Raw genomic sequence first — 22,011 nt, 5'->3', positions numbered from 1 at the left:
TGCGCCACGGCAAACCCAGCGAGATGCATGGCAAGTCGAGCTTTTTCGCTACTGCTACAAACGACACGATTGGCTAAGATGCCAGCCACCAGACCGTATACCGTGCCCCAGGAGCCTGAATGTCCAGCGAAGAAGACACCACCGTCAGTGGTGCAGCGCCCATGATTCCCGATCAGCGCCGGGAATCGATGCTGCGCCAGTTGCGCAAGCATCAGGTGCTCAGCGTGCATCAGCTGATGGAGATGTTCGAGTGCTCGCACATGACCATTCGCCGCGACATCGCGCTGCTGGAGCAAAGCGGCCGCGCCTATTCGGTCACTGGCGGGGTGCGGATTGCCAGCCAGGTGCACAGCGAGCCGAGTCATCAGTCCAAGGCGGTGACCGAGCTTGCGCACAAGCAGGCCATGGCCAGGCTGGCAGCGGGCTTGCTGCATGCCGAAATGACCGTATATCTGGATGCCGGGACCAGCACCCTGGAGATCGTGCCGCACATTGTCGCGCTCTCGGGCATGACAGTGGTGACCAATGATTTCGGGGTGGTCAACGCTCTGGCCGATGCGCTCCATGTGGATGTGATTCACACCGGTGGCCTGTTGGATCACCCCAACCGCTCCTGCGTCGGCGGTCTTGCGGCAGCGACTTTGCGCCAGTTGGCGACCGACGTGGCATTCATGTCCACCAGTTCCTGGGATCTGCAACGCGGCACTACCACGCCCTCGGCGCTGAAAGTCGAGGTCAAGCAGGCAGCGATGCAGGCCGCCTCGCGCAGCGTGTTGCTGACCACCAGCTCCAAATACGGCACCTTCGGCATGTACAAGGTGGCCGGGCTCGAGCAGTTCGACACCATCATCAGCGACGACGGGCTGGCGCAAGCGGCGTCGGACAGCATCCGCGCTCAAGGCGTGGAGCTGCTTTTGGCGTCGGTGGATAAACGCGGAACCGTGCCACAGACCTGAAAAACGTCAGGACTGAGCTTGCTCGCGATTGAGGCAGGTCAGACAGCATTGATGTTTCTGAAAGCACGCAATCGCGAGCAGGCTCACGCCTACAGTGGATCAATACACGAAACCCCGGCCCATCCCCGGGGCTTTTTTTTGTCGGGTAAAAAACCAACCGATGTTAATTTTTGTTAATTTGAAAAACCTCTTCACATTATTTGCTCGTAGGTTCACTATCTTTAACAGATCAGAACAAACACCGTTCGAGTGCTGACTACACTTGGGGCACTCAACCCGAGGAGAGACTCATGAATAACAAGAATGTCGGCGTCGTTGGACTGGGCGCCATGGGCCTGGGTATCGCCCGCTCCCTGTTGCGCAGCGGCTTCAACGTGCATGCCTGCGACGTACGTGCTGCCGTGACCGAGCAATTTGCCAGCGAAGGCGGCGTTGCTTGTGACTCTCCTGCCAACATGGCCGCAACGTGCGACGTGATCGTGACCGTGGTGGTCAACGCCGAGCAGACCGAGACCGTCCTGTTCGGGGAAAACGGTGCGGTTGACGCGCTCAAGCCAGGCAGCCTGATCATCGGTTGCGCCACTGTCGCCCCTACGTTCGCTATCGAGTTGGGTCAGCGTCTGGCCCAGAAGGGTCTGCTGTACCTCGATGCGCCCATCTCCGGTGGCGCGGCCAAGGCCGCGGCCGGTCAAATGACCATGATGACTTCCGGCCCGGCTGACTCATACGCCAAGGCTGATGCGATCCTCAATGGCATGGCCGGCAAGGTCTATCGCCTGGGCGACGCTCATGGCCTGGGTTCGAAGGTCAAGATCATCAACCAGCTGCTGGCCGGCGTGCACATCGCTGCCAGCGCCGAAGCCATGGCGCTGGGCCTGCGCGAAGGCGTCGACGCCGATGCGTTGTACGAAGTGATCACCAACAGCGCCGGCAACTCGTGGATGTTCGAAAACCGCGTGCCGCACATCCTCAAGGCTGACTACACGCCTCTGTCGGCGGTCGACATCTTCGTCAAGGATCTGGGCCTGGTGCTCGATACCGCCCGCGCCAGCAAATTCCCGCTCCCCCTGTCTTCCACGGCTCATCAGATGTTCATGCAAGCCTCTACCGCAGGCTTCGGTCGCGAAGACGACTCGGCAGTGATCAAGATTTTCCCGGGCATCACCCTGCCTGTCGCTAAAGCGGCCAACGACTGAGGAATCGCACATGAGTACGACAACTGTGCGCCCCCTGTTGGGCTGCATCGCCGACGATTTCACCGGCGCTACCGACCTTGCCAACATGCTGGTCCGTGGCGGCATGCGTACCGTGCAAAGCATCGGCATCCCGAGCGCCGACAGCCTGGCTGAACTGGATGCCGACGCCATCGTCATTGCCTTGAAGTCACGCACCACGCCTGCGGCCGAAGCGGTCGAAGAATCATTGGCTGCGTTGCAGTGGTTACAGGATCGCGGCTGTGAGCAGATTTTCTTCAAGTACTGCTCGACCTTCGACTCCACCGCGAAAGGCAACATCGGTCAGGTCAGCGAAGCGCTGCTCAAGGCATTGAACAGCGATTTCACCCTCGCGTGTCCGGCGTTCCCCGAGAATGGCCGCACGATCTTCCGTGGCCACTTGTTCGTGCAGGATCAACTGCTCAACGAATGCGGCATGCAGAATCACCCGCTGACGCCGATGACCGACGCCAACCTGGTGCGTGTGCTGCAATCGCAGACGACGAAGAAAGTCGGCCTGTTGCGCTACGACACCGTCGCCCAGGGTGCGGAAAAGATTCGGGCGCGCATCGCCGAGCTGCGAGCCGAAGGGGTGGTCATGGCGGTTGCCGATGCGCTGTCCGACGCCGATCTGTACACCCTCGGTGAAGCCTGCGCCGACCTGCCGCTGCTGACAGGTGGCTCAGGACTGGCGCTGGGGCTGCCGGGCAACTTCCGCAAGGCGGGCAAGCTGCGCGACATCGACGCCGCGCAACTTGAGCAGGTCCAGGGCGGCGAAGTAGTGCTGGCCGGGAGCGCATCGGTTGCCACCAACGGCCAGGTCGCGGCATGGCTGGAGGCCAAGCGCCCTGCCCTGCGTATCGATCCGTTGGCGCTGGCCGATGGCAAGCCGGTGGTTGAAGACGCTCTGGCGTTTGCCCGCGATGCCGGTCAGACCGTCCTGATCTACGCCACCAGCAGCCCGGAGGAAGTCAAAGCCGTACAACAGAAACTCGGTGTCGAGCGCGCCGGGGCCATGGTCGAAGACGCCTTGGGCAAGATCGCTCGCGGCCTGCTGGACGCAGGTGTGAAGCGCTTCGTCGTTGCCGGTGGCGAAACATCCGGCGCCGTGGTTCAAGCCTTGGGTGTGAGCCTGTTGAAAATCGGCGCGCAGATCGATCCCGGCGTGCCGGCCACTATCAGCAGCGGTGATCAACCGCTGGCTCTGGCGCTCAAATCCGGCAACTTCGGTGGTCGCGACTTCTTCGACAAAGCCCTCAAGCAATTGGCCGGGGGTGCGCAATGAGCAGCGCAGCGAGTGCCGAGAACAAGCTACGCGACGAAATCTGCGACATCGGCCGCCTGCTGTTCGGGCGCGGCTACACCGTCGGCAGCGCAGGAAATATCAGCGCGCGTCTGGATGACGGCTGGCTGATCACGCCAACTGACGCCTGTCTGGGCCGCCTCGATCCGACGGCCATCGCCAAGGTCAATCTGGCGGGCGAATGGGTGTCGGGTGACAAGCCGTCGAAAACCTTGATGCTGCATCGCGAGGTGTATGACCGCAATCCGGGGGTCGGCGGCGTGGTGCATACCCATTCCACTCATCTGGTGGCGCTGACCTTGGCCGGCGTCTGGAAGCCGGATGACATCCTGCCGCCGATCACCCCGTACCAGGTGATGAAGGTCGGCCATATTCCACTGATTCCTTACGAACGTCCCGGCTCGCCGAACGTCGCCGCCCAGGTGGCGAAACTGGCTAACAGCGTGCGTGGCGTAATGCTTGAAAGGCTCGGCCCGGTGGTCTGGGAAAGCTCGGTGGCCAAGGCGGCCTACGCCCTGGAAGAGCTGGAAGAAACCGCACGCCTGTGGCTGATGAGCAATCCAAAACCCGAGCCTCTGGACGCAGCGGCCCTGGAGCAATTGCGCCAGACCTTCGGTGTGAACTGGTAATCCGTACCGTTTTGATTGGAGACCGTTGTTGCGGTCGCCGGCGACCCGGCCTTGCCGGAAAACAATAACAACAGGACAACACACACAACATGACTCCTCTACTCCTCATGATCATCGCCGGAGCCGGCATCGCGCTGTTGCTGCTTCTGGTGCTCAAGTACAAGTTCCAGCCGTTCGTGGCACTGATGCTGGTCAGCATCCTTGTCGCGCTGGTGGCCGGGGTGAAACCGGCCGATCTGGTTGCCACCATCGAAGGCGGCATGGGCAAGACCCTGGGCCACATCGCGATCATCATCGCCCTGGGCGCGATGATCGGACGGATCATCGAACTTTCAGGCGGCGCCGAAGCGCTGGCCAAGACGCTGATCAAGCGCTTCGGCAACAAGCGCACTCCGCTGGCGCTGACCGTGGCTGGCTTCATGGTCGGCATCCCGGTGTTCTTCGAGGTTGGCGTGATTATCCTCATGCCGCTGGCCTATGGCGTGGCGCGAGCGGCGCGCAAACCGCTGCTGGTGTATGCGTTGCCAATGTGTGCCGCACTGCTGTCTGTGCATGCGTTTCTGCCACCGCATCCGGGCGCCGTGGCGGCTGCCGGGCAGCTGGGTGCGGACCTGGGACGGGTGTTGATGTTCGGTTTGCCAATCGTTGCCGTGTTGTGTGTGATCGGCTACCTGATCGCCGGTCGCATGACCCGCAAGGTCTATCCGATGACCGACGATATCCGTGCCGAAGTCTACGGGCCGCACATCACCAATCAGGACCTTGTGGCCTGGGCCAACGACGATTACTCCAACACCAGCGAAGCCGCGCACGCCAAGACACTGGGCCTTGAAGAAAGCGCCAGCAGCCTGGCGGCGCGCCTGCCAAAGGCGCCCCCACCGGGCGCGGGAATCATCATTGCGCTGATTCTGCTGCCGATCATCCTGATCCTGCTGGGTACGCTGGCCACCACCATGCTGCCAGCCGATTCGGCGGTGCGCAGCGTGCTGACCGTTCTCGGTGCACCGCTGGTGGCGTTGCTGATCGATACCATGCTGTGTGCCTGGCTGCTGGGCTCGCGTCGTGGCTGGAGTCGCAGCCAGGTCTCCGACGTAGTCGGTTCGGCGCTGCCGGGGGTTGCCATGGTGATTCTGATTGCCGGCGCTGGCGGCGTATTCGGCAAGGTGCTGGTGGATACCGGTATCGGCGCCGTGGTTTCGGAGGCATTGCGCAACACCGGCCTGCCGGTTCTGGCGCTGGGCTTTCTGCTGACAATGCTGTTGCGTGCGGTGCAAGGCTCGACCACAGTGGCGCTGGTGACCACGGCCGGCATCCTCAGCCCGTTGATCGCCACCCTGAACCTGAGCGCAAACCACATGGCACTGCTGTGCCTGGCCATGGGCGGTGGCGGTCTGGCCATGTCGCACATCAACGACGCTGGCTACTGGATGTTCACCAAACTGGCGGGCCTGAATGTCGGTGACGGCCTGCGCACCTGGACCTTTCTGGTGACTATTCTCGGCACGCTGGGCTTTCTCATGACCTTGCTGCTTTGGCCTTTCGTCTGACCCACCCGGACGCCTGTAATTAGGAGACAACCATGCCTCGTTTCGCTGCCAACCTCAGCATGATGTACCCGCAACACGACTTCCTCGCTCGCTTTTGCGCTGCGGCGAGCGACGGATTCGAGGCTGTGGAGTACCTGTTCCCGTACGACTTCAAGGCACAAGAGATCAAGCTGCGCCTGGACGACTTTGGGCTGACTCAGGCGCTGTTCAACGCACCACCGGGCGACTTCGGCAAGGGCGAGCGCGGCATTGCTTCGCTGCCTGGCCGCGAAAGTGAGTTTCGCAGCGGGTTTCAACAGGCCCTGGAATATGCGGCCGTGCTGGGCAACGACCGGATTCATGTGATGGCGGGTCTGCTGCCCAGTGAAGATCTGCGTCAAAAACACCACGCGGTGTACCTGGAAAACCTGAGTCATGCCGCACAGCAAGCGGCCAAGGTCGGTATCACGGTGCTGATCGAACCGATCAACACCCGCGACATTCCGGGCTTTTTCCTCAATCGTCAGGATCAGGGCCAGGCCGTGCTCAAGGAGGTCGGCGCGGACAACCTGAAGGTGCAGTTCGATTGCTATCACTGCCAGATCGTCGAGGGTGACGTGACCAGCAAACTGCGTCGTGATTTCGCGGGTATTGGCCACATCCAGATCGCCGGCGTGCCGGACCGCCACGAGCCGAGTATCGGTGAGGTGAATTATCCGTGGCTGTTCGAAGAGATCGACCGCCTGGGGTACACCGGCTGGGTCGGCTGCGAATACCGCCCGAAAGGCGATACCAGTGAAGGGTTGCAGTGGTTGCGGGACTGGAAGGCGAATAATCCGAGCTGACGCTGATGGCGACGTGGAGCGTTGCAGGAGCCATTCCCACGCAGAGCGTGGGAACGATCAGGCCACTGTAGGCCTTCGCTTGCTCGCGATGCATCAGATCAGCCAAACGCCTTCGCCTGACACGATGCAATCGCGAGCACGCTCATTCCTACAGGCTATGCATGCCGCGCAACTGCGCGATCACTCGTTGATATTCTCCTCCTTGAACTGATCCTTCACGTACGTGATTTCAGTCTTGCCGTGCGGTGCGGGCAGGCCGTCCTCACCGAGGTTGACGAAGACCATCTTTTCCACGGTCAGGATGCTCTTGCGGGTGATCTTGTTGCGCACCTGGCAGGTCAGGGTGATCGACGTGCGGCCGAATTCGGTGGCGGTGATGCCCAGTTCGATGATGTCGCCCTGGCGCGACGCGCTGACGAAGTTGATTTCGGAGATGTACTTGGTCACCACCCGCTGATTGCCCAGCTGAACGATGGCGTAGATCGCTGCTTCTTCATCGATCCAGCGCAGCAGACTGCCGCCGAACAGCGTGCCGTTCGGGTTGAGGTCTTCGGGTTTTACCCATTTGCGAGTGTGGAAATTCATGATCGCTCCTGTCGTCTGCCGGTTGATGACCAGCATAGTGCCAGCCCGCGACGTTTACCTCCATTGAACATCGACTATGGTCTCGATTAGTCATCCGTCATTTAAACGCACGCGCCTCTTGGGCTAATCGACTGACGCCGCTATAATCGCCACCGCTTCAAAAAACGGTCATCACCGCTTGATACCGTTTTCCCGCCACCTGTCCGAGGGGCGCTGCAGCAGGTCAGACCTGTCAGGCTCGGATGGGGCGTTGTTTGCTCCAGGCCGATCACGGCCGGGCAAGCCTTAAACGCACAACGGCGCCCATTCGCACCCTACGAATGGAGACTCTTCATGAGCGCTGTACTGACGCCCAACGATTTCAACGACTTCAAAGTCGCCGATATTTCCCTGGCTGCCTGGGGCCGTCGCGAGACCATCATCGCTGAATCCGAAATGCCGGCCCTGATGGGTCTGCGTCGCAAATACGCCGGCGAGCAACCGCTCAAGGGCGCGAAGATTCTCGGCTGTATCCACATGACCATTCAGACTGCCGTGCTGATCGAAACCCTGGTTGCCCTGGGTGCCGAAGTGCGCTGGTCGTCCTGCAACATCTTCTCGACTCAGGATCAGGCCGCCGCCGCCATCGCTGCTGCCGGCATTCCTGTGTTCGCCTGGAAAGGCGAGACCGAGCAAGAGTACGAGTGGTGCCTGGAGCAGACCATCCTCAAGGATGGCGCGCCATGGGACGCCAACATGATCCTCGATGACGGCGGCGACCTGACCGAACTGCTGCACAAGAAATACCCGGCGATCCTGGACCGCGTCCACGGTGTCACCGAAGAAACTACCACCGGCGTACACCGCCTGCTGGACATGCTGGCCAAGGGCGAGCTGAAAATCCCGGCGATCAACGTCAACGACTCGGTCACCAAGAGCAAGAACGACAACAAGTACGGCTGCCGTCACAGCCTCAACGACGCCATCAAGCGCGGCACCGACCACCTGCTGTCCGGCAAGCAAGCGCTGGTCATCGGCTACGGTGACGTGGGCAAGGGTTCGGCTCAGTCGCTGCGTCAGGAAGGCATGATCGTCAAGGTCTCGGAAGTCGACCCGATCTGCGCCATGCAAGCCTGCATGGACGGTTTCGAGCTGGTTTCCCCGTTCATCGACGGCGAAAACGACGGTACCTCCGCCAGCATCGACGCAGCACTGCTGGGCAAGATCGACCTGATCGTGACCACCACCGGCAACGTCAACGTCTGTGACGCGAACATGCTCAAGGCCCTGAAAAAACGCGCTGTGGTCTGCAACATCGGTCACTTCGACAACGAAATCGACACCGCTTTCATGCGCAAGAACTGGGCATGGGAAGAAGTGAAGCCACAGGTGCACAAGATCCACCGCACCGGCGCCGGCCAGTTCGACCCGCAGAACGACGACTACCTGATCCTGCTGGCCGAAGGCCGCCTGGTGAACCTGGGCAACGCCACCGGTCACCCAAGCCGCATCATGGACGGCTCGTTCGCCAACCAGGTTCTGGCGCAGATCTTCCTGTTCGGCCAGAAATACGCCGACCTGAGCCCGGCCCAGAAAGCCGAACGCCTGACCGTTGAAGTGCTGCCAAAGAAACTCGACGAAGAAGTGGCCCTGGAAATGGTCCGTGGCTTCGGCGGCGTCGTGACCAAGCTGACCAAAACCCAGGCCGACTACATCGGCGTGACCGTTGAAGGTCCGTACAAGCCGCACGCTTACCGCTACTGATACGTCAGCAGGAGCGCTGCCTGTTTCTTCAGGTACACGCTGCTGCATGAACGATCGCTACCCTGTAGGAGCCGGCTTGCTGGCGAACGCGTCAGGTCAGACACGTCAGTGTCGCCTGATCCGGCGCATTCGCCAGCAAGCCGGCTCCTTCAAGGATTTTGCGTAGGCTTTCGAGATCCCCAGGATATGACCATGTCCCAAGACCGTCGCTACAGTTTCGAATTCTTCCCCACGAAGACCGACGCTGGTCACGAAAAACTGCTTGCCACTGCGCGTACGCTGGCCGGCTACAACCCTGACTTCTTCTCCTGCACCTACGGCGCTGGCGGCTCCACCCGTGACCGCACGATCAACACCGTGCTGCAGCTGGAAAAGGAAGTGAACATCCCCGCTGCTCCGCACTTGTCCTGTGTCGGCGACAGCAAGGCCGACCTGCGCGGCCTGCTGACCCAATACAAGGATGCGGGCATCACGCGCATCGTCGCACTGCGCGGTGACCTGCCATCGGGCATGGGCATGGCCAGCGGCGAGCTGCGTCACGCCAATGATCTGGTGAGCTTCATTCGTGAAGAAACCGGCAGCCATTTCCACATTGAAGTCGCCGCCTACCCGGAAATGCATCCCCAGGCACGCAACTTCGAAGACGACCTGAAAAACTTCGTGCGCAAGGCCAATGCCGGTGCCGACAGCGCCATTACCCAATACTTCTTCAACGCCGACAGCTACTTTTACTTCGTCGAGCGCGCAGAGAAGATGGGCGTCAGCATCCCAATCGTGCCGGGGATCATGCCGATCACCAACTACAGCAAGCTGGCGCGGTTTTCCGATGCCTGCGGAGCGGAAATCCCGCGCTGGATTCGCAAGCAGCTGGAAGCCTATGGCGACGATTCGGCGAGCATCCAGGCGTTCGGCGAGCAAGTGATCACGCAGATGTGTGAGCGTTTGTTACAAGGTGGGGCCCCTGGCCTGCACTTCTACACGCTGAACCAGGCAGAACCTAGCCTGGCGATCTGGAACAACCTCCAGCTTCCCCGCTAAAAGGGCGGAATTCGCCCCGATAGTTCCGGTCACAATAAGGCAACGTTTCACCGGCAGGCTTCGTCACGACGACACCTGCCAACGCCTTAACGTGACGGATACCCAAGCAGTTGACTTCCTTCAGTCAGATCATTTCGCGCCCGCAACTGGTCTACCTCGTTTTCGGGGCCCCGACCTACCATCAGGAAGCGGTCTTCAGCATCGCAAGCGCTTTGGCGCAACTCGGCAAAACCACCGACCTACCGTTCGATATCCAGGTGTTCAGCGATGACCCAGAACCCTATCGTGAGTTACCGGTGCGCGTGCGCCCGATCGATTCCGACCTGCGCCGGCAATGGAGCGGCCCCTACCACTATCAGTTCCGCTGCAAACACGTGGTGGCCCGCAAGGTACTGCAAGAGTCGCAAACAGCGATTCTGATCGATACCGATACCTTCTTTCACGACAGTCCCATGAAACTGTTCGAACGGGTGCAGCCAGACACGCTGCTGTGCAACGCTTTTCAGCTTCGCTACGAGGACTGCAAGGAGACCGTGCTTTACACGGCGCTGGCACAGACCCTGGCGCGACGGGAACTGGCGGACGACCAGATGCGACTGATCAATTCCGGGGTGATCGGACTGACCCACGACAACACTTCGGTCCTGGATAAATCCATTGCGCTGATGGATGAGTTTTTCCCCGTCACGCCGGGCGCTGTCACGCTGGAGGAGTTCTGCCTGGGTGTTGCCGCCTACCGCTCGTTGAAGGTCGAGCAGTGCACCGACGTGATCCATCACTACTGGAGTCGCAAGCAGCTGTTCCGCGCCAAGGTTCGCGCCTGGCTGAACAAACACGGAGAAAACCCGTTGAGCACCGATGCGCTGCGTGACACCGGCAATGTTTCGCCACGCGTGCCACGGCCGTCGACCTGGCAGCGGCTGATGTACAAGACCGCGACGCTGGCCGTACCGCCCGCACAACGGCAATTCATACGCGAGGTGCTGTATGGCTGCTGCGAGTATCCGAATGAATTCGACCGCGCCTGTTCGCCAGTCTGGTGGGAGAAAGCGTTCGCCAATGCCCAACGGCGACTGAAAAAACCGATCGAGCCCGCACAACTGCATCAGTGGCTGGAACATTGGGCGGTACGCAGACTGCTTGGCCGTCGCCGCGTTGCCATCTATCAGCATCTGGTTCAGGCGCAGACCTCACGCTGATCCGCGAGCCAGACGCCCCCACCCTTGGCGGGGTGGCGAATATCAGCGCTTCTATTTAGCGGGCGCGCGTCGTAATCTCGCCTGATGCACCTGACTTCCCGACTGCTGTTCGCCGCTTTCGTTGCCTGCCTGAGTTTCAGCGCCGCAGGTGAAAAACTGCGCATCGTCACCGAGCCTTGGGCGCCCTATGCCATGGTCGAGAACGGCCAGGCCTCGGGGCTCGACTACGACACCACAGCCATTGTGTTCCAGCGCCTGGGAATCGATGTGCAATGGCAGTTCCTGCCCTGGAAGCGTTGCCTGATGATGCTCCAGCAGGGCGAGGCCGACGGCGCACTGGATATTTTCAAGATCAGTGAGCGCGACGATCTGCTGCTGTACCCAAGCGAGCCGCTGTCCGACGTCAACTATGTACTGTTCCAGGCCAACGCCCGGCCGCATGCTTTCAATGGCCTGGAAGACCTCAAGGGCCTGACCGTCGGTGTCTCGCCGGGTTATCTGTACACCCCGCAATTCGACAGCTCCACTGACTTCATTCACGAACCGGCGCCCAGTCATGAGGCCAACTTCGGCAAGCTCATCCGTGGCCGTATCGATCTGATGGTCACCGACCGCATCGTGGGCCAGCAGATGATCGATCAGCTTCACCTGCGGGACCAGGTCAGCCAACTGCCCACCGTATTGAGCACCCGCGAACAGTTTCTGGCGTTGCGTCGCAACGCCGGCATGGATTTGCTGATCCAACGCTTCGGTGCCGAGTTGAAACGCTTCAAGCGCGAACCGGCCTACGCCCAACTGGTGGAACGCTATACCGGCGAGGCGCCGGGTGCGCCGCGTGACTCGTCGGCCGCTCACTCGGCCATCAGCGCGGATAAAACCGTTGAGCAGCATGAAAGCAGCGCATTGTGATTGCTCTGTTATACTCCGGCGTTCCCGCCAGGCTTACGCCCGGATGCTCGGTCTCACAGAAGACTTCTCGATTACGTCCAGCGCACTTTCTTTCACGCGCTCATGCCACGAGTTGAACTTACAGACCTCGACAGAACCGGACGGAACCGCGCCTTCTGAACGCAGTTTTTTGCCGGGTTGAACATCCCCTATTTGGGCCCTTTGGCCCCAACTTAAGACAGGATTACTCATGTCCTTTGCTTCCCTCGGTCTCTCCGAGGCTTTAGTCAGCGCCATCGAGGCTGCTGGCTATACCCAGCCTACCCCAGTGCAACAGCGGGCCATTCCCGCCGTGTTGCAAGGCCGCGATCTGATGGTCGCCGCACAGACAGGTACTGGTAAAACCGGTGGTTTCGCCCTCCCGATTCTGGAGCGCCTGTTCCCCGCCGGTCACCCGGACAAATCCCAGCGTCATGGCCCGCGCCAACCGCGCGTACTGGTCCTGACCCCAACCCGTGAGCTGGCAGCCCAGGTTCACGACAGCTTCAAGATCTACGCCAAGAACCTCAAGTTCGTCAGCGCCTGTATCTTCGGCGGTGTCGGCATGAACCCACAGGTTCAGGCCATGGCCCGTGGCGTCGATGTACTGGTCGCCTGCCCGGGTCGTCTGCTCGACCTCGCCGGCCAAGGCAGCGTCGATCTGTCCCACGTCGAAATCCTCGTGCTCGATGAAGCCGACCGGATGCTCGACATGGGCTTCGTTCACGACGTCAAGAAAGTCCTCGCGCGCCTTCCGGCCAAACGCCAGAACCTGCTGTTCTCGGCCACGTTCTCGTCCGACATCACGGCGCTCGCCGGCAAGCTGCTGCACAACCCCGAGCGCATTGAAGTCACGCCGCCGAACACCACGGTCGAACGCATCGAACAGCGCGTTTTCCGTCTGCCTGCCAACCACAAGCGCTCGCTGCTGGCGCACCTGATCACTCAGGGCGCGTGGGAACAGGTGCTGGTCTTCACTCGCACCAAGCACGGCGCCAACCGCCTGGCCGAATACCTGGACAAACATGGCCTCAGCGCTGTGGCTATCCACGGTAACAAGAGCCAGAACGCCCGCACCAAAGCACTGGCCGACTTCAAGGCAGGCTCGGTGCGGATCATGGTTGCCACCGATATCGCGGCACGTGGCCTGGACATCGACCAGTTGCCTCACGTAGTCAACTTCGAGCTGCCTAACATCGACGAAGACTACGTGCACCGTATCGGTCGTACCGGTCGCGCAGGCCGCAGCGGTGAGGCGATCTCGCTGGTCGCTCCGGACGAAGAGAAGCTGCTCAAAAGCATCGAGCGCATGACCAAACAGAAGATTGCCGATGGTGATCTGATGGGCTTCGACATCAATGCCGTCGAGGCCGAGAAGCCGGAAGTTCGTGAGCGTCCGGACGTGCGCAATCCGCGCAATGCCCGTGGCCCTCGCGGCGATGGTCCAAATGGCGGCGGCGGTGGTGGCGGTCGCAAGGACAAAGGCAAGGACAAGGGCAAGGAAAAACCGGCAGCGGCCGCAGCCTCTGGCGAACGTCCGGCGCGTCCGGCACGCGCGCAGAAACCTCGCCAGGGCACGCCGTCCAGCGAAACACGTCAACCGCAGCCGTCGTCGCAACGGGCTGATCGCGCACCGGACGAGTTCCTGGATGACGAGGTCGACAACTTTGGCAACCGCGCCGATTACGTCAGCCCCTACCCGAACAAGAACCAGCAAGGTCGCGGCCGTCGCCCTGGCGCTCCGGCCACAGGCGCCGCACCGGCGCCACGTGGTCAGGCCCCTGGTCGTGGCGCTCCACGCAGCGGTTCCGGCGGTGGCGCCAGCACTGGCACTACCGCAGGCACCCCGGCAGGCGCTCCGGCCAAGCGCAGCGGCCCGCGCAACGGGTCGGGCCGTGATGGCCAGGCTCGTCGTGAAGACCAGCCGCGCAATCGTCGTCCGGCGCGTGAAGACCAGCCTGCTCGTCAGGAACCCGCTGTTCGTGGTCCTCGCGATGGTCAGCCCGCGCCGAAGATCATGCACAAAGAGTCCAAGAGCGATCGCTTCCCGTCCGCTGAACAGCTCGATCAGCTGCCAAGTCGCCCACGCGGCGAGAAGCCAGCACTGCTGACCCGCAATCGCGAAGGTTAAGCCGCGCTGAAACGCAAACGCCCCGACTGGTTCGGGGCGTTTTTGTTTTCGCGGCAAGTGCTCATCTACCTGGAAGACTGCAGGTCTCTGCTAGGCGGGTTGATTACACACCAGAGTTCAAGAAATCCTGGGACCGACACCATAAGTCCGGTCGAAGCGACATGAAAGCCATGCGCGAAGTGATGGGGATGATCTGGGAAGCAGAGCCCTTACCACAGGCGTATCGGGACCATGAACTCAAAGGCGAATGGGGGAGGCTGCCGGGAGCGCCACATTGGTGGACACTTTCTCCTGGCCTATCAAATCACCGGACGTGAGGTGATATTCGTCGACTTGGGCAGCCATGCCGAGCTCTTCAAGTGACTGGCCTGCAACAAACTGCCATAGCTCGAATAACCAAAAACGCCGCCCATTGGGCGGCGTTCTTGTTAAAGCAGCCCGTCTTACTTGGCTTTGACGCCTTCGAACGAGATGACCAGATCCATGGTGTCGGACTGAGGGCCCAGGTCCATCATCTTGCCGAAATCAGAACGCTTGATCGAGGTAGTACCCTCGAAGCCGGCGCGGTAGCCGCCCCATGGATCCTTGCCTTCACCCAGGAAGGTGGTCTTGACGGTAACCGACTTGGTCACACCGTGCAGGGTCAGGTCGCCGATCACGTCAGCAGTGGTCTTGCCATTGGCGTTCTTGCCAACGTTGGTGACCTTGGTCGACTTGAAGGTGGCGTCAGGGAAGCTGGCAACGTCCAGGAAGTCCTTGCTGCTGATGTGCTTGTTACGTTCAGCGTGATTGGTGTCAACGCTGGCGGTTTTCACGTCGATGCTGATCTTGCTGTCTTCAGGCTTGGCGGCGTCGAAGCTGAACGTACCGGTCCAGTCCTTGAACGTGCCGTAGATGAAGCTGTAGCCCAGGTGGCTGATCTTGAAGTTGATGAAGGCGTGCTGGCCTTCCTTGTCGATGGTGTAGTCAGCAGCCATTGCCTGACCGGCCGACAGCAGCGCAGTACCCAGGGCCAATGCAGCAAGTGTCTTTTTCAACATACGTCGTCTTCCTGTTTAGTTGTGTTGAGCGTCAGGCCTTGCGGCCGAACATACGAGTCAGTGTGGGATCACGATCAATGAAATGATGCTTCAAGGCAGCCAGTCCATGGAGTACAGCGAAGATCACCAGAGACCAGGCCAGATACAGGTGCACTTCACCGGCAACGTCCGCCTGGTCGGGCAGTCCGCTGATCAGCGCTGGCACTTCAAACAGACCAAACACCGGGATCCCCACACCTTCGGCAGTGGAGATCAGGTATCCGGCGAACATCACCAGGAACAGATCCAGATAAAGGAACGCATGCCCCAGTGTCGCCGCGACCCGCACGAAACGAGTGTGGTTGGCCGGTGGTGGCGGCGGCGGGCTGACAAAACGCCAAATCACACGAAGCAGCATGAACAAGAACAGCGTGATGCCGATGCTCTTGTGCAAATCAGGCCCGGCCTTGCGCCATGTGTCGTAATAACCGAGTCCGACCATCCACAACCCAAGCGCGAACAGCCCGAAGACAGCCAGCGCGACGCCCCAATGCAGAACAATGCTGACCCAGCCGTAGCGAGAAGAAGAGTTGCGTAACTGCATGGTACCGCTCCTGTAAAAACAGCCTGAAGAAGCTGTAGAGAAGACTATCGGTTTACCTATCGAAAGAAAGCGCAAAATTTCGCTTTGAAATATCAGGAAATACGATGGAAATTTCCTGACATATTTTCCCTCGTAGAGGATTAACGCAGCGTTATGCCCAGGTTAGCCTTTGAATCCCTGACGAAGGGGCAAGGCTCATTCGGCACTCTGTAGCAGCTCGGCTTGCCGGCGGTAGCGATGTCCAGGACACCACTTCCGGCAAGCCGGACTGCTACTGATCGTTCACTGGCGAACGGGGCCAAGAGCAGCTCCCTGGAGAACACCCGAGACCCAGCCGTTATTCGCCAGACGAAAAAAAAGGCGCGGTATTTAACCGCGCCCTTCTCATTTGAGCCGCTACCGATCAGTTTTTGCTGTCGGCTGGAGCGGCGGCCTTATCGCTGGTGGCCTTGGCCGGGGCCTTTTTGGCGGCATCGGTTTTGGCGGGTGCCTTGTGGGTCGCTGCCGGTTTGGCTGGCGCCTTCTTCACGGGCTCCTTGTTGGTCGGCGCTTTCTTCACGGGTGCCTTTTTCGCCGGTTCTACGGCTGCGGGCTTGGCAGGCTCGACCGCCGGGGCCGGTGGTGGCGTCACGGGCGCCGGTGCTGGAGCCGGAACTGGAGCAGGCTCTGGCGCTTTCTCTACCGGCTTGGGCGCAGGCTTGGAGCCGCCGAACAAGTTGGAGAAGAAGCCGCCAATGCCGCCGCCGCTTTCTTTAGTGCTCGCTTCAGGCGCTTTTGGTGGAGCAACCTTCACCGGCTCGAACGACTTGCCAGCTGCCAGGTCCTGCACTTGGCTGGCCGCGCGCTGACCTGTGCGCAGTGCCCCTTCCAGCGTGCCTGGGTACAAGCTATCGGTGTGCTCGCCGGCGAAGGCTACACGCTGCAGTGGTTTTTCCCACAGGCGCCAGTATTTGCTGATCTGTCCCGGACCAAAGGCCAGGTACGCGCCGCCGGTGGACGGGTCGACGCTGGAACGACGGATTTCGTAGCCGGTGAACGCGCCGCGGGCCTGTGGATAGAAGGTGTGCAGACGAATCAGCACTTGATCCACCAGTTGCTTGTCGCCGAATGCCTGCATGATCCGGGCGTTATCGCCGGACAGGTTGATCACGGCGTTGGCGCCGCCTTTCAGGGCCGGCTCGATCCACAGCATGCCAAGACCTGTGTTGCTGTAGATTTCGCCGGACATGCGCGCCTTGCTGTCCCAGACCGGGTTTTTGAATTTGAGCATGATCTGGTCGTGCCAACCGTAGTTGGTGCTCTTGATCGCGCCCTGGTGCTGGGCGTCCAGCGCCGGGGTCAGCTGAATCTTGCTCAGTGCGCGCAACGGCACCGCGAGCACTACGTACTCGGCTTGGTAACCTACCGCGCCGACCTTGACGGTGACGCCGTCCTTGTCCTGGCTGATGGCCGAAACCGGCGAGTTGGTCTTGATCACCTTGAGCTGTTTGACGAACTCTTCGGCCAGCACTGCGCTGCCACCTGGCAGACGCGCCGCACGACGGTCGCGGTCGTCGACGTCACGATTGACCCGCGATTGCTGCGCGAAATACAACAGCGACAGGCGAGACGGTTCGTCATAACGGGTACGGATCTGCTGGTTGATCAACTGACGCGCGGTCGGCGGCAGCATCAGACGATCCAGCCAGTTGGCCACGTTGATCTGGTCCAGGGCGAACAGCGTGCTGTTGGCGGCAGGGTTTTCAGGGTCGGTGATCGAACGCGCCATGTCGTCCAGCGCCGCTTCGTAGCGCTTGATGGCTTCGGCGGTGGCCGGTTGTTTGATCGCCAGATCGGCTGCGGAAAAGTATTCGCCCTCGATCAGATAGCCGGGGGTGCGCACGAACTCAGGCGCGGGGACGGCTTTGAGCTTGAAGCGGTCCAGGTACTGATTGAGCACCGGCTGAGCCTTGGCATTGCCGATCCACTCGCTGCCGGCCAGGCCGGAGCGGCCGCCGACCGTCGGCTTAGCCTCCAGCAGGGTGACTTGCCAGCCCTTGTTTTGCAGCTCATAGGCGGCTGTCAGGCCCGCCAGGCCGCCACCGACGACAATCGCCGTATGCGGCTTATCCACGGCAAGCGCTGAAGCGCTGACCAGCCCAACCATCATCAGCGCACAGGCGCGCAGCCAACCAGAAAGCATTCAGCAAACTCCGGAATAAAACGTAGGAATTGTCGGATTTTCTTGCCCGATTCTTCGAAGAGCGCGAAGGATACGCCAGCCGTGAAAGGCCCGCCAGCAATGTCCGTTGCGCTGGTTTCTGGCGCCAGCGATATGCGAAAAGAAGGCGCTAAAGGTTGTCCCGCTGCCACGCATTGCATAGGCTTGCGCGATTGTTTGCCCTCGCGCCGAGCGAGTTGTTACCTGGAGATTGCCGATGGGCCTTAATAACGACTGGATGCAACGCGACCTCAAAGTCCTGTGGCACCCCTGCACCCAGATGAAAGACCACGAAAATCTGCCGCTGATTCCGATCAAGCGCGGTGAAGGGGTCTGGCTGGAAGACTTCGAAGGCAAGCGTTACCTGGACGCCGTCAGCTCCTGGTGGGTCAATGTCTTCGGGCATGCCAACCCGCGGATCAATCAGCGCATCAAGGACCAGGTCGACCAACTTGAACATGTGATTCTTGCCGGCTTCAGTCATCAGCCGGTGATCGAGCTGTCCGAGCGTCTGGTGGCGATGACGCCGGAAGGCCTGACGCGGTGTTTCTACGCCGATAATGGTTCGTCCTGCATCGAAGTCGCACTGAAAATGAGCTTTCACTACTGGCTCAACCGCGGCAAGCCAGAGAAGAAACGCTTTGTCACCCTGACCAACAGCTACCACGGCGAGACCATGGCGGCGATGTCGGTTGGCGACGTGCCACTGTTCACCGAAACCTACAAAGCGCTGCTGATGGACACCATCAAGGTGCCGAGCCCGGACTGCTACCACCGTCCCGAAGGCGCCAGCTGGGAAGAACACACGCGCACCATGTTCGCGGTGATGGAGCAGACCCTGGCCGAGCACCATGACAGCGTCGCGGCGGTGATCATCGAGCCGTTGATCCAGGGCGCAGGCGGCATGCGCATGTACGACCCGATCTACCTCAAGCTGTTGCGTGAGGCCTGCGATCGTTATGGCGTGCACCTGATTCACGATGAAATCGCCGTAGGCTTCGGCCGTACCGGAACCATGTTTGCCTGTGAGCAGGCAGGCATCCGTCCGGACTTCCTCTGCCTGTCCAAGGCACTGACCGGCGGTTACCTGCCGCTGGCGGCGTGCATCACTACCGATGACGTCTACGATGCCTTTTACGACGACTACCCGACCCTGCGCGCCTTCCTGCACTCGCACAGCTATACCGGCAATCCGCTGGCGTGCGCCGCCGCGCTGGCGACGCTGGATATTTTCGAGCAGGACAACGTCATCGAGAACAACAAGGCGCTGGCGTTGCGTATGAAAACCGCGACCGCGCACCTGGTGGATCACCCCAACGTCGCCGAAGTGCGCCAGACCGGCATGGCCATCGCCATCGAGATGGTGCAGGACAAGGCGACCAAAGCGGCCTATCCATGGCAGGAGCGGCGTGGCTTGAAGGTTTTCGAGCATGCCCTGACGCGCGGCGCGCTGCTGCGCCCGTTGGGGAGCGTGGTGTATTTCCTGCCGCCATATGTGATCACGCCGGAGCAAATCGACTTCCTGGCCGAAGTAGCCAGTGAAGGCATCGACATCGCAACACGCAGCAGTGTCAGCGTGGCGGTGCGAGAGAATTTCCATCCGGACTTTCGTGATCCGGGTTAGTCGGGCTGACGAGCGCACAAATGTAGGCTTCGCTTGTTGGTGATTGCGGTCTTCCAGCTGATACGGATATCTCTGGACTGACGGAATCGCGAGCAAGCGAGGGCCTACAAGATTGCAGTGAACGCATCACTTTTAGAGAAACAACCATGAGACTGTCCCGCTTTTTCATCGACGCGACCCTGAGCCTGGGTGAACACGAACTGCCTGAAGCCCAGGCGCATTACATCGGTCGGGTACTGCGCATGGCTGAAGGCGATGCAGTGCAACTGTTCGACGGGTCAGGTACGGAATTTCGCGCCACGCTGACGGAAGTCGGCAAGAAGCGCGTCCGGGTGCAGGTGTCGGAAAGCTTTGCGGGGCTTGCCGAATCCGCGTTGCAGATCCATCTCGGCCAAGGCCTGTCCCGTGGCGAGCGCATGGACTGGGCAATCCAGAAGGCCACCGAGCTGGGTGTCACACAGATCACCCCGATTATCAGCGAGCGCTGCGAGGTTCGGCTCAAGGACGAGCGCGCCGAAAAAAGGCAGGCGCACTGGCAGCAGATCGCCGTCAGCGCCTGTGAGCAATGCGGGCGTTCGGTGGTGCCGGTGATCAATCCACCGCTCACGCTGGGTGAGTGGCTCAAACAGACCCAAGCCGATCTCAAGCTGGTGCTGCACCCGGTGGCCGAGCCGCTGGTGAGTCATGAAAAACCGCAAACACTGGCCTTTCTCATCGGTCCGGAAGGCGGTCTTAACGATGCCGAGGTCGACCAGGCCCAAGACGCCGGTTTCCACGCCGCCCGCCTGGGCCCGCGTGTACTGCGCACCGAAACGGCTCCGGTTGTAGCGTTGAGCATCGCCCAGCAGTTGTGGGGGGATTTTTAAGAGACTGATCGGGATTACCCCTCCCGATCAACTGTAGGCCTTCGCTTGCTCGCGATGGCGTTGAGTCAGGCGCCACTCCCGTGTCTGAACCACCGCAATCGCGAGCAAGCTTCCTGCTACAGATTCGCGGCAGGCCAGAGACTCTCGCAGTCAACTCAATTGGGCCATTGCGAGTGCCGCCGACGCGCTTTCGCAGGCTCTGGCCGGGCGCAAGGGAGAAACCGACCCCGACCCGGTTTGCCCAGCGGCTTGCCATCCCAAACCCGTTCCCCTCGGGCAAAAGTCACGGCAGGCCAGGCACTCAGCCGCATGCCTTGATACGGCGTGTAATCCACATTGTGATGAAGCAATGCGTTGGTCAGCTCCAGATCAAGGCCTTCATCCCAGATCACCAGATCGGCGTCAGCTCCGATGGCAATGCTGCCCTTTCGTGGATACAAGCCATACAGCCGAGCGGCATTGGTCGCTGTCAGCGCGACAAATTCCTGAGGGCTGATCCGCCCTTTGCGCACGCCTTCGGACCACAGCAACGCCATGCGCGTCTCGATGCCCGGAATGCCATTGGCGACCTCAGAGAAAGGCGCATCCGCGCCATGCGCACGCTTGCCGTCCGAGCCTTCGTATCGAAAGGGCGCGTGATCGGAGGAGAACACTTCGAACGACCCGTTCTGCAGCCCGTCCCAGATTACTTGTTGATTGCCTGCATCCCTCGGCGGTGGGCTACAGATGCATTTGGCACCCTCGAAGCTGTCGTCGCAGCCCAGCGAGTCTGCGGTCAGAAACAGGTATTGCGGACAGGTCTCGCCATAGACCTTCAAGCCGTGGCTCTGCGCCCAGCGAATCTGCTCGATGGCTTCACGGCCGGAAACATGCACGATCAGAATCGGCACATCCACCAGCTCCGCCAGCGCAATGGCCCGGTGCGTCGCCTCGCGCTCGACCAGCATTGGTCTGGAGGTGGCGTGATAACGCGGCGCAGTGTGCCCGGCTGCCAGCAAACGCTCGGTCAGCCAGGCAATGCAGTCGCTGTTTTCGGCATGCAACATCACCATCGCACCTTCAGCCCGCGCCACCGACAATGTTTCAAGAATCTGTCGGTCATCGAGCTTGAGTGCGTCGTAGGTCATGTAGATCTTGAACGAGGTGTAGCCCTCGGCGATCAACTCCGGCAGCTCGCGGCGCAGCACGTCTTCGGTGGGGTCGGTAACGATCAGGTGAAACCCATAGTCGATCAACGCGCGGCCTTGCGCACGGCGATGATAATCGTCCACCGCTGCGCGCAGGCTCTGACCCTTCTGCTGACAGGCAAACGGAATCACCGTGGTCGTCCCGCCGCACGCCGCCGAGCGTGTGCCGCTTTCGAAATCGTCGGCCATCACCGAACCGTCACCGGTGGGCTGATCGAGGTGAACATGGCTGTCCACCCCACCCGGTGTCACCGTGCGGCCACGTGCATCGACCTCATCGGCCGAGCCTTGCAGGCCCAGCCCGAGGGCGACGATGCGACCGTCGCTTATACCGATGTCGCACAGAAAACTGTCCGCTGCCGTCACCACATTGGCGTTGCGGATGATCAGATCAAAGGCCTGCATGGCTGCTTTC

20 protein-coding genes and 1 riboswitch are annotated in these 22,011 nt (G+C 60.8%); of the genes, 15 read left to right on the top strand and 5 right to left on the bottom strand.

Annotated features, from left to right (window positions below; genetic code table 11):
- Positions 1-119: 119 nt before the first annotated feature.
- From ACI2KS_RS20575 to otnI, 6 genes are all read left to right on the top strand, one after another.
- The gene (locus ACI2KS_RS20575; RefSeq protein ID WP_404622840.1) at positions 120-956 is read left to right on the top strand and encodes a DeoR/GlpR family DNA-binding transcription regulator; all 837 of its coding nucleotides are present in this window, start codon (positions 120-122) and stop codon (positions 954-956) included.
- A 200-nt stretch (positions 957-1,156) separates the two neighbouring features.
- Complete coding sequence (ltnD, locus tag ACI2KS_RS20570) at positions 1,157-2,152, top strand: L-threonate dehydrogenase (RefSeq protein WP_404622839.1); 996 nt, start codon at positions 1,157-1,159, stop codon at positions 2,150-2,152.
- Between the two features lie 10 nt (positions 2,153-2,162).
- Complete coding sequence (gene otnK, locus ACI2KS_RS20565; protein ID WP_404622838.1) at positions 2,163-3,455, top strand: 3-oxo-tetronate kinase; 1,293 nt, start codon at positions 2,163-2,165, stop codon at positions 3,453-3,455.
- Positions 3,452-4,102, top strand: coding sequence for an aldolase (locus ACI2KS_RS20560; RefSeq protein WP_404622837.1), 651 nt, complete (start codon positions 3,452-3,454; stop codon positions 4,100-4,102). Before otnK ends, ACI2KS_RS20560 begins: the two co-directional genes overlap by 4 nt.
- Before the next feature lie 89 nt (positions 4,103-4,191).
- Positions 4,192-5,649 carry an SLC13 family permease gene (locus ACI2KS_RS20555; RefSeq protein WP_404622836.1) on the top strand — a complete coding sequence of 486 codons (1,458 nt, stop codon included), beginning with the start codon at positions 4,192-4,194 and terminating at the stop codon, positions 5,647-5,649.
- A gap of 32 nt (positions 5,650-5,681) precedes the next feature.
- On the top strand, positions 5,682-6,473 hold the full coding sequence (gene otnI / locus ACI2KS_RS20550; protein ID WP_404622835.1) for a 2-oxo-tetronate isomerase: 792 nt from the start codon (positions 5,682-5,684) through the stop codon (positions 6,471-6,473).
- Positions 6,474-6,653: 180 nt separating this feature from the next.
- On the opposite strand, the gene ACI2KS_RS20545 is transcribed toward otnI, so the two are convergent.
- A complete protein-coding gene (locus tag ACI2KS_RS20545) occupies positions 6,654-7,058 on the bottom strand; it encodes an acyl-CoA thioesterase (RefSeq protein ID WP_133752277.1) in 405 nt (134 codons plus the stop codon).
- Positions 7,059-7,257: 199 nt separating this feature from the next.
- Positions 7,258-7,370, top strand: a riboswitch (S-adenosyl-L-homocysteine riboswitch).
- 21 nt (positions 7,371-7,391) lie between these two features.
- Between ACI2KS_RS20545 and ahcY the strand changes: the two genes are divergently transcribed.
- The 7 genes from ahcY to ACI2KS_RS20510 all read left to right on the top strand — a co-directional run bounded on the left by ahcY (position 7,392) and on the right by ACI2KS_RS20510 (position 14,459).
- Entirely contained in the window at positions 7,392-8,801 is a 1,410-nt protein-coding gene (gene ahcY, locus ACI2KS_RS20540) for an adenosylhomocysteinase (RefSeq protein WP_404622834.1), read from the top strand.
- A gap of 192 nt (positions 8,802-8,993) precedes the next feature.
- On the top strand, positions 8,994-9,839 hold the full coding sequence (metF, locus tag ACI2KS_RS20535; RefSeq protein ID WP_404622833.1) for a methylenetetrahydrofolate reductase [NAD(P)H]: 846 nt from the start codon (positions 8,994-8,996) through the stop codon (positions 9,837-9,839).
- A gap of 110 nt (positions 9,840-9,949) precedes the next feature.
- Positions 9,950-11,038 carry a hypothetical protein gene (locus ACI2KS_RS20530; RefSeq protein WP_404622832.1) on the top strand — a complete coding sequence of 363 codons (1,089 nt, stop codon included), beginning with the start codon at positions 9,950-9,952 and terminating at the stop codon, positions 11,036-11,038.
- A gap of 84 nt (positions 11,039-11,122) precedes the next feature.
- Positions 11,123-11,947, top strand: coding sequence for a substrate-binding periplasmic protein (locus ACI2KS_RS20525; RefSeq protein ID WP_404622831.1), 825 nt, complete (start codon positions 11,123-11,125; stop codon positions 11,945-11,947).
- A gap of 229 nt (positions 11,948-12,176) precedes the next feature.
- Entirely contained in the window at positions 12,177-14,096 is a 1,920-nt protein-coding gene (locus ACI2KS_RS20520) for a DEAD/DEAH box helicase (protein WP_404622830.1), read from the top strand.
- Positions 14,097-14,122: 26 nt separating this feature from the next.
- Positions 14,123-14,413 carry a type II toxin-antitoxin system mRNA interferase toxin, RelE/StbE family gene (locus tag ACI2KS_RS20515; protein WP_404622991.1) on the top strand — a complete coding sequence of 97 codons (291 nt, stop codon included), beginning with the start codon at positions 14,123-14,125 and terminating at the stop codon, positions 14,411-14,413.
- Positions 14,388-14,459: a hypothetical protein gene (locus ACI2KS_RS20510; protein WP_404622990.1), complete on the top strand. Its 72-nt coding sequence runs from the start codon at positions 14,388-14,390 to the stop codon at positions 14,457-14,459. The genes ACI2KS_RS20515 and ACI2KS_RS20510 overlap by 26 nt, the downstream gene beginning before the upstream one ends.
- 80 nt (positions 14,460-14,539) lie before the next feature.
- Here ACI2KS_RS20510 and ACI2KS_RS20505 read toward each other — a convergent pair whose 3' ends face one another.
- The 3 genes from ACI2KS_RS20505 to ACI2KS_RS20495 all read right to left on the bottom strand — a co-directional run bounded on the left by ACI2KS_RS20505 (position 14,540) and on the right by ACI2KS_RS20495 (position 17,901).
- Positions 14,540-15,136 carry a YceI family protein gene (locus tag ACI2KS_RS20505; RefSeq protein ID WP_404622829.1) on the bottom strand — a complete coding sequence of 199 codons (597 nt, stop codon included), beginning with the start codon at positions 15,134-15,136 and terminating at the stop codon, positions 14,540-14,542.
- 31 nt (positions 15,137-15,167) lie between these two features.
- Positions 15,168-15,719: a cytochrome b gene (locus ACI2KS_RS20500; RefSeq protein WP_404622828.1), complete on the bottom strand. Its 552-nt coding sequence runs from the start codon at positions 15,717-15,719 to the stop codon at positions 15,168-15,170.
- Positions 15,720-16,122: 403 nt separating this feature from the next.
- Positions 16,123-17,901: a flavin monoamine oxidase family protein gene (locus ACI2KS_RS20495; RefSeq protein WP_404622827.1), complete on the bottom strand. Its 1,779-nt coding sequence runs from the start codon at positions 17,899-17,901 to the stop codon at positions 16,123-16,125.
- Between the two features lie 235 nt (positions 17,902-18,136).
- Here ACI2KS_RS20495 and ACI2KS_RS20490 point away from each other — a divergent pair, with 235 nt between their 5' ends.
- Positions 18,137-19,543 carry an adenosylmethionine--8-amino-7-oxononanoate transaminase gene (locus ACI2KS_RS20490; RefSeq protein WP_404622826.1) on the top strand — a complete coding sequence of 469 codons (1,407 nt, stop codon included), beginning with the start codon at positions 18,137-18,139 and terminating at the stop codon, positions 19,541-19,543.
- Between the two features lie 146 nt (positions 19,544-19,689).
- Positions 19,690-20,409, top strand: a complete 720-nt coding sequence (locus tag ACI2KS_RS20485) for a 16S rRNA (uracil(1498)-N(3))-methyltransferase (RefSeq protein WP_404622825.1) — start codon at positions 19,690-19,692, stop codon at positions 20,407-20,409.
- A 155-nt stretch (positions 20,410-20,564) separates the two neighbouring features.
- Here the strand turns inward: ACI2KS_RS20485 and hydA are convergent, their stop codons facing one another.
- Positions 20,565-22,001, bottom strand: a complete 1,437-nt coding sequence (hydA, locus tag ACI2KS_RS20480; RefSeq protein ID WP_404622824.1) for a dihydropyrimidinase — start codon at positions 21,999-22,001, stop codon at positions 20,565-20,567.
- Positions 22,002-22,011: the final 10 nt, after the last annotated feature.

Origin of the sequence: Pseudomonas sp. NPDC087358, from assembly GCF_044900785.1 — a bacterium.
Taxonomy (GTDB): Bacteria; Pseudomonadota; Gammaproteobacteria; order Pseudomonadales; family Pseudomonadaceae; genus Aquipseudomonas.
Note: the sequence above shows the minus strand (reverse complement) of the source record. Positions and strands in the feature narration are given on the sequence as shown.

Bases quoted from the DNA above. Each gene is read 5' to 3' on its own strand.
- ACI2KS_RS20575 (WP_404622840.1), top strand. From the start codon at position 120: ATGTCCAGCGAAGAAGACACCACCGTCAGTGGTGCAGCGCCCATGATT.
- otnK (WP_404622838.1), top strand. From the start codon at position 2,163: ATGAGTACGACAACTGTGCGCCCCCTGTTGGGCTGCATCGCCGACGAT.
- ACI2KS_RS20560 (WP_404622837.1), top strand. From the start codon at position 3,452: ATGAGCAGCGCAGCGAGTGCCGAGAACAAGCTACGCGACGAAATCTGC.
- ACI2KS_RS20555 (WP_404622836.1), top strand. From the start codon at position 4,192: ATGACTCCTCTACTCCTCATGATCATCGCCGGAGCCGGCATCGCGCTG.
- otnI (WP_404622835.1), top strand. From the start codon at position 5,682: ATGCCTCGTTTCGCTGCCAACCTCAGCATGATGTACCCGCAACACGAC.
- ACI2KS_RS20545 (WP_133752277.1), bottom strand. From the start codon at position 7,058: ATGAATTTCCACACTCGCAAATGGGTAAAACCCGAAGACCTCAACCCG.
- ahcY (WP_404622834.1), top strand. From the start codon at position 7,392: ATGAGCGCTGTACTGACGCCCAACGATTTCAACGACTTCAAAGTCGCC.
- metF (WP_404622833.1), top strand. From the start codon at position 8,994: ATGTCCCAAGACCGTCGCTACAGTTTCGAATTCTTCCCCACGAAGACC.
- ACI2KS_RS20525 (WP_404622831.1), top strand. From the start codon at position 11,123: ATGCACCTGACTTCCCGACTGCTGTTCGCCGCTTTCGTTGCCTGCCTG.
- ACI2KS_RS20520 (WP_404622830.1), top strand. From the start codon at position 12,177: ATGTCCTTTGCTTCCCTCGGTCTCTCCGAGGCTTTAGTCAGCGCCATC.
- ACI2KS_RS20505 (WP_404622829.1), bottom strand. From the start codon at position 15,136: ATGTTGAAAAAGACACTTGCTGCATTGGCCCTGGGTACTGCGCTGCTG.
- ACI2KS_RS20500 (WP_404622828.1), bottom strand. From the start codon at position 15,719: ATGCAGTTACGCAACTCTTCTTCTCGCTACGGCTGGGTCAGCATTGTT.
- ACI2KS_RS20495 (WP_404622827.1), bottom strand. From the start codon at position 17,901: ATGCTTTCTGGTTGGCTGCGCGCCTGTGCGCTGATGATGGTTGGGCTG.
- ACI2KS_RS20490 (WP_404622826.1), top strand. From the start codon at position 18,137: ATGGGCCTTAATAACGACTGGATGCAACGCGACCTCAAAGTCCTGTGG.
- ACI2KS_RS20485 (WP_404622825.1), top strand. From the start codon at position 19,690: ATGAGACTGTCCCGCTTTTTCATCGACGCGACCCTGAGCCTGGGTGAA.
- hydA (WP_404622824.1), bottom strand. From the start codon at position 22,001: ATGCAGGCCTTTGATCTGATCATCCGCAACGCCAATGTGGTGACGGCA.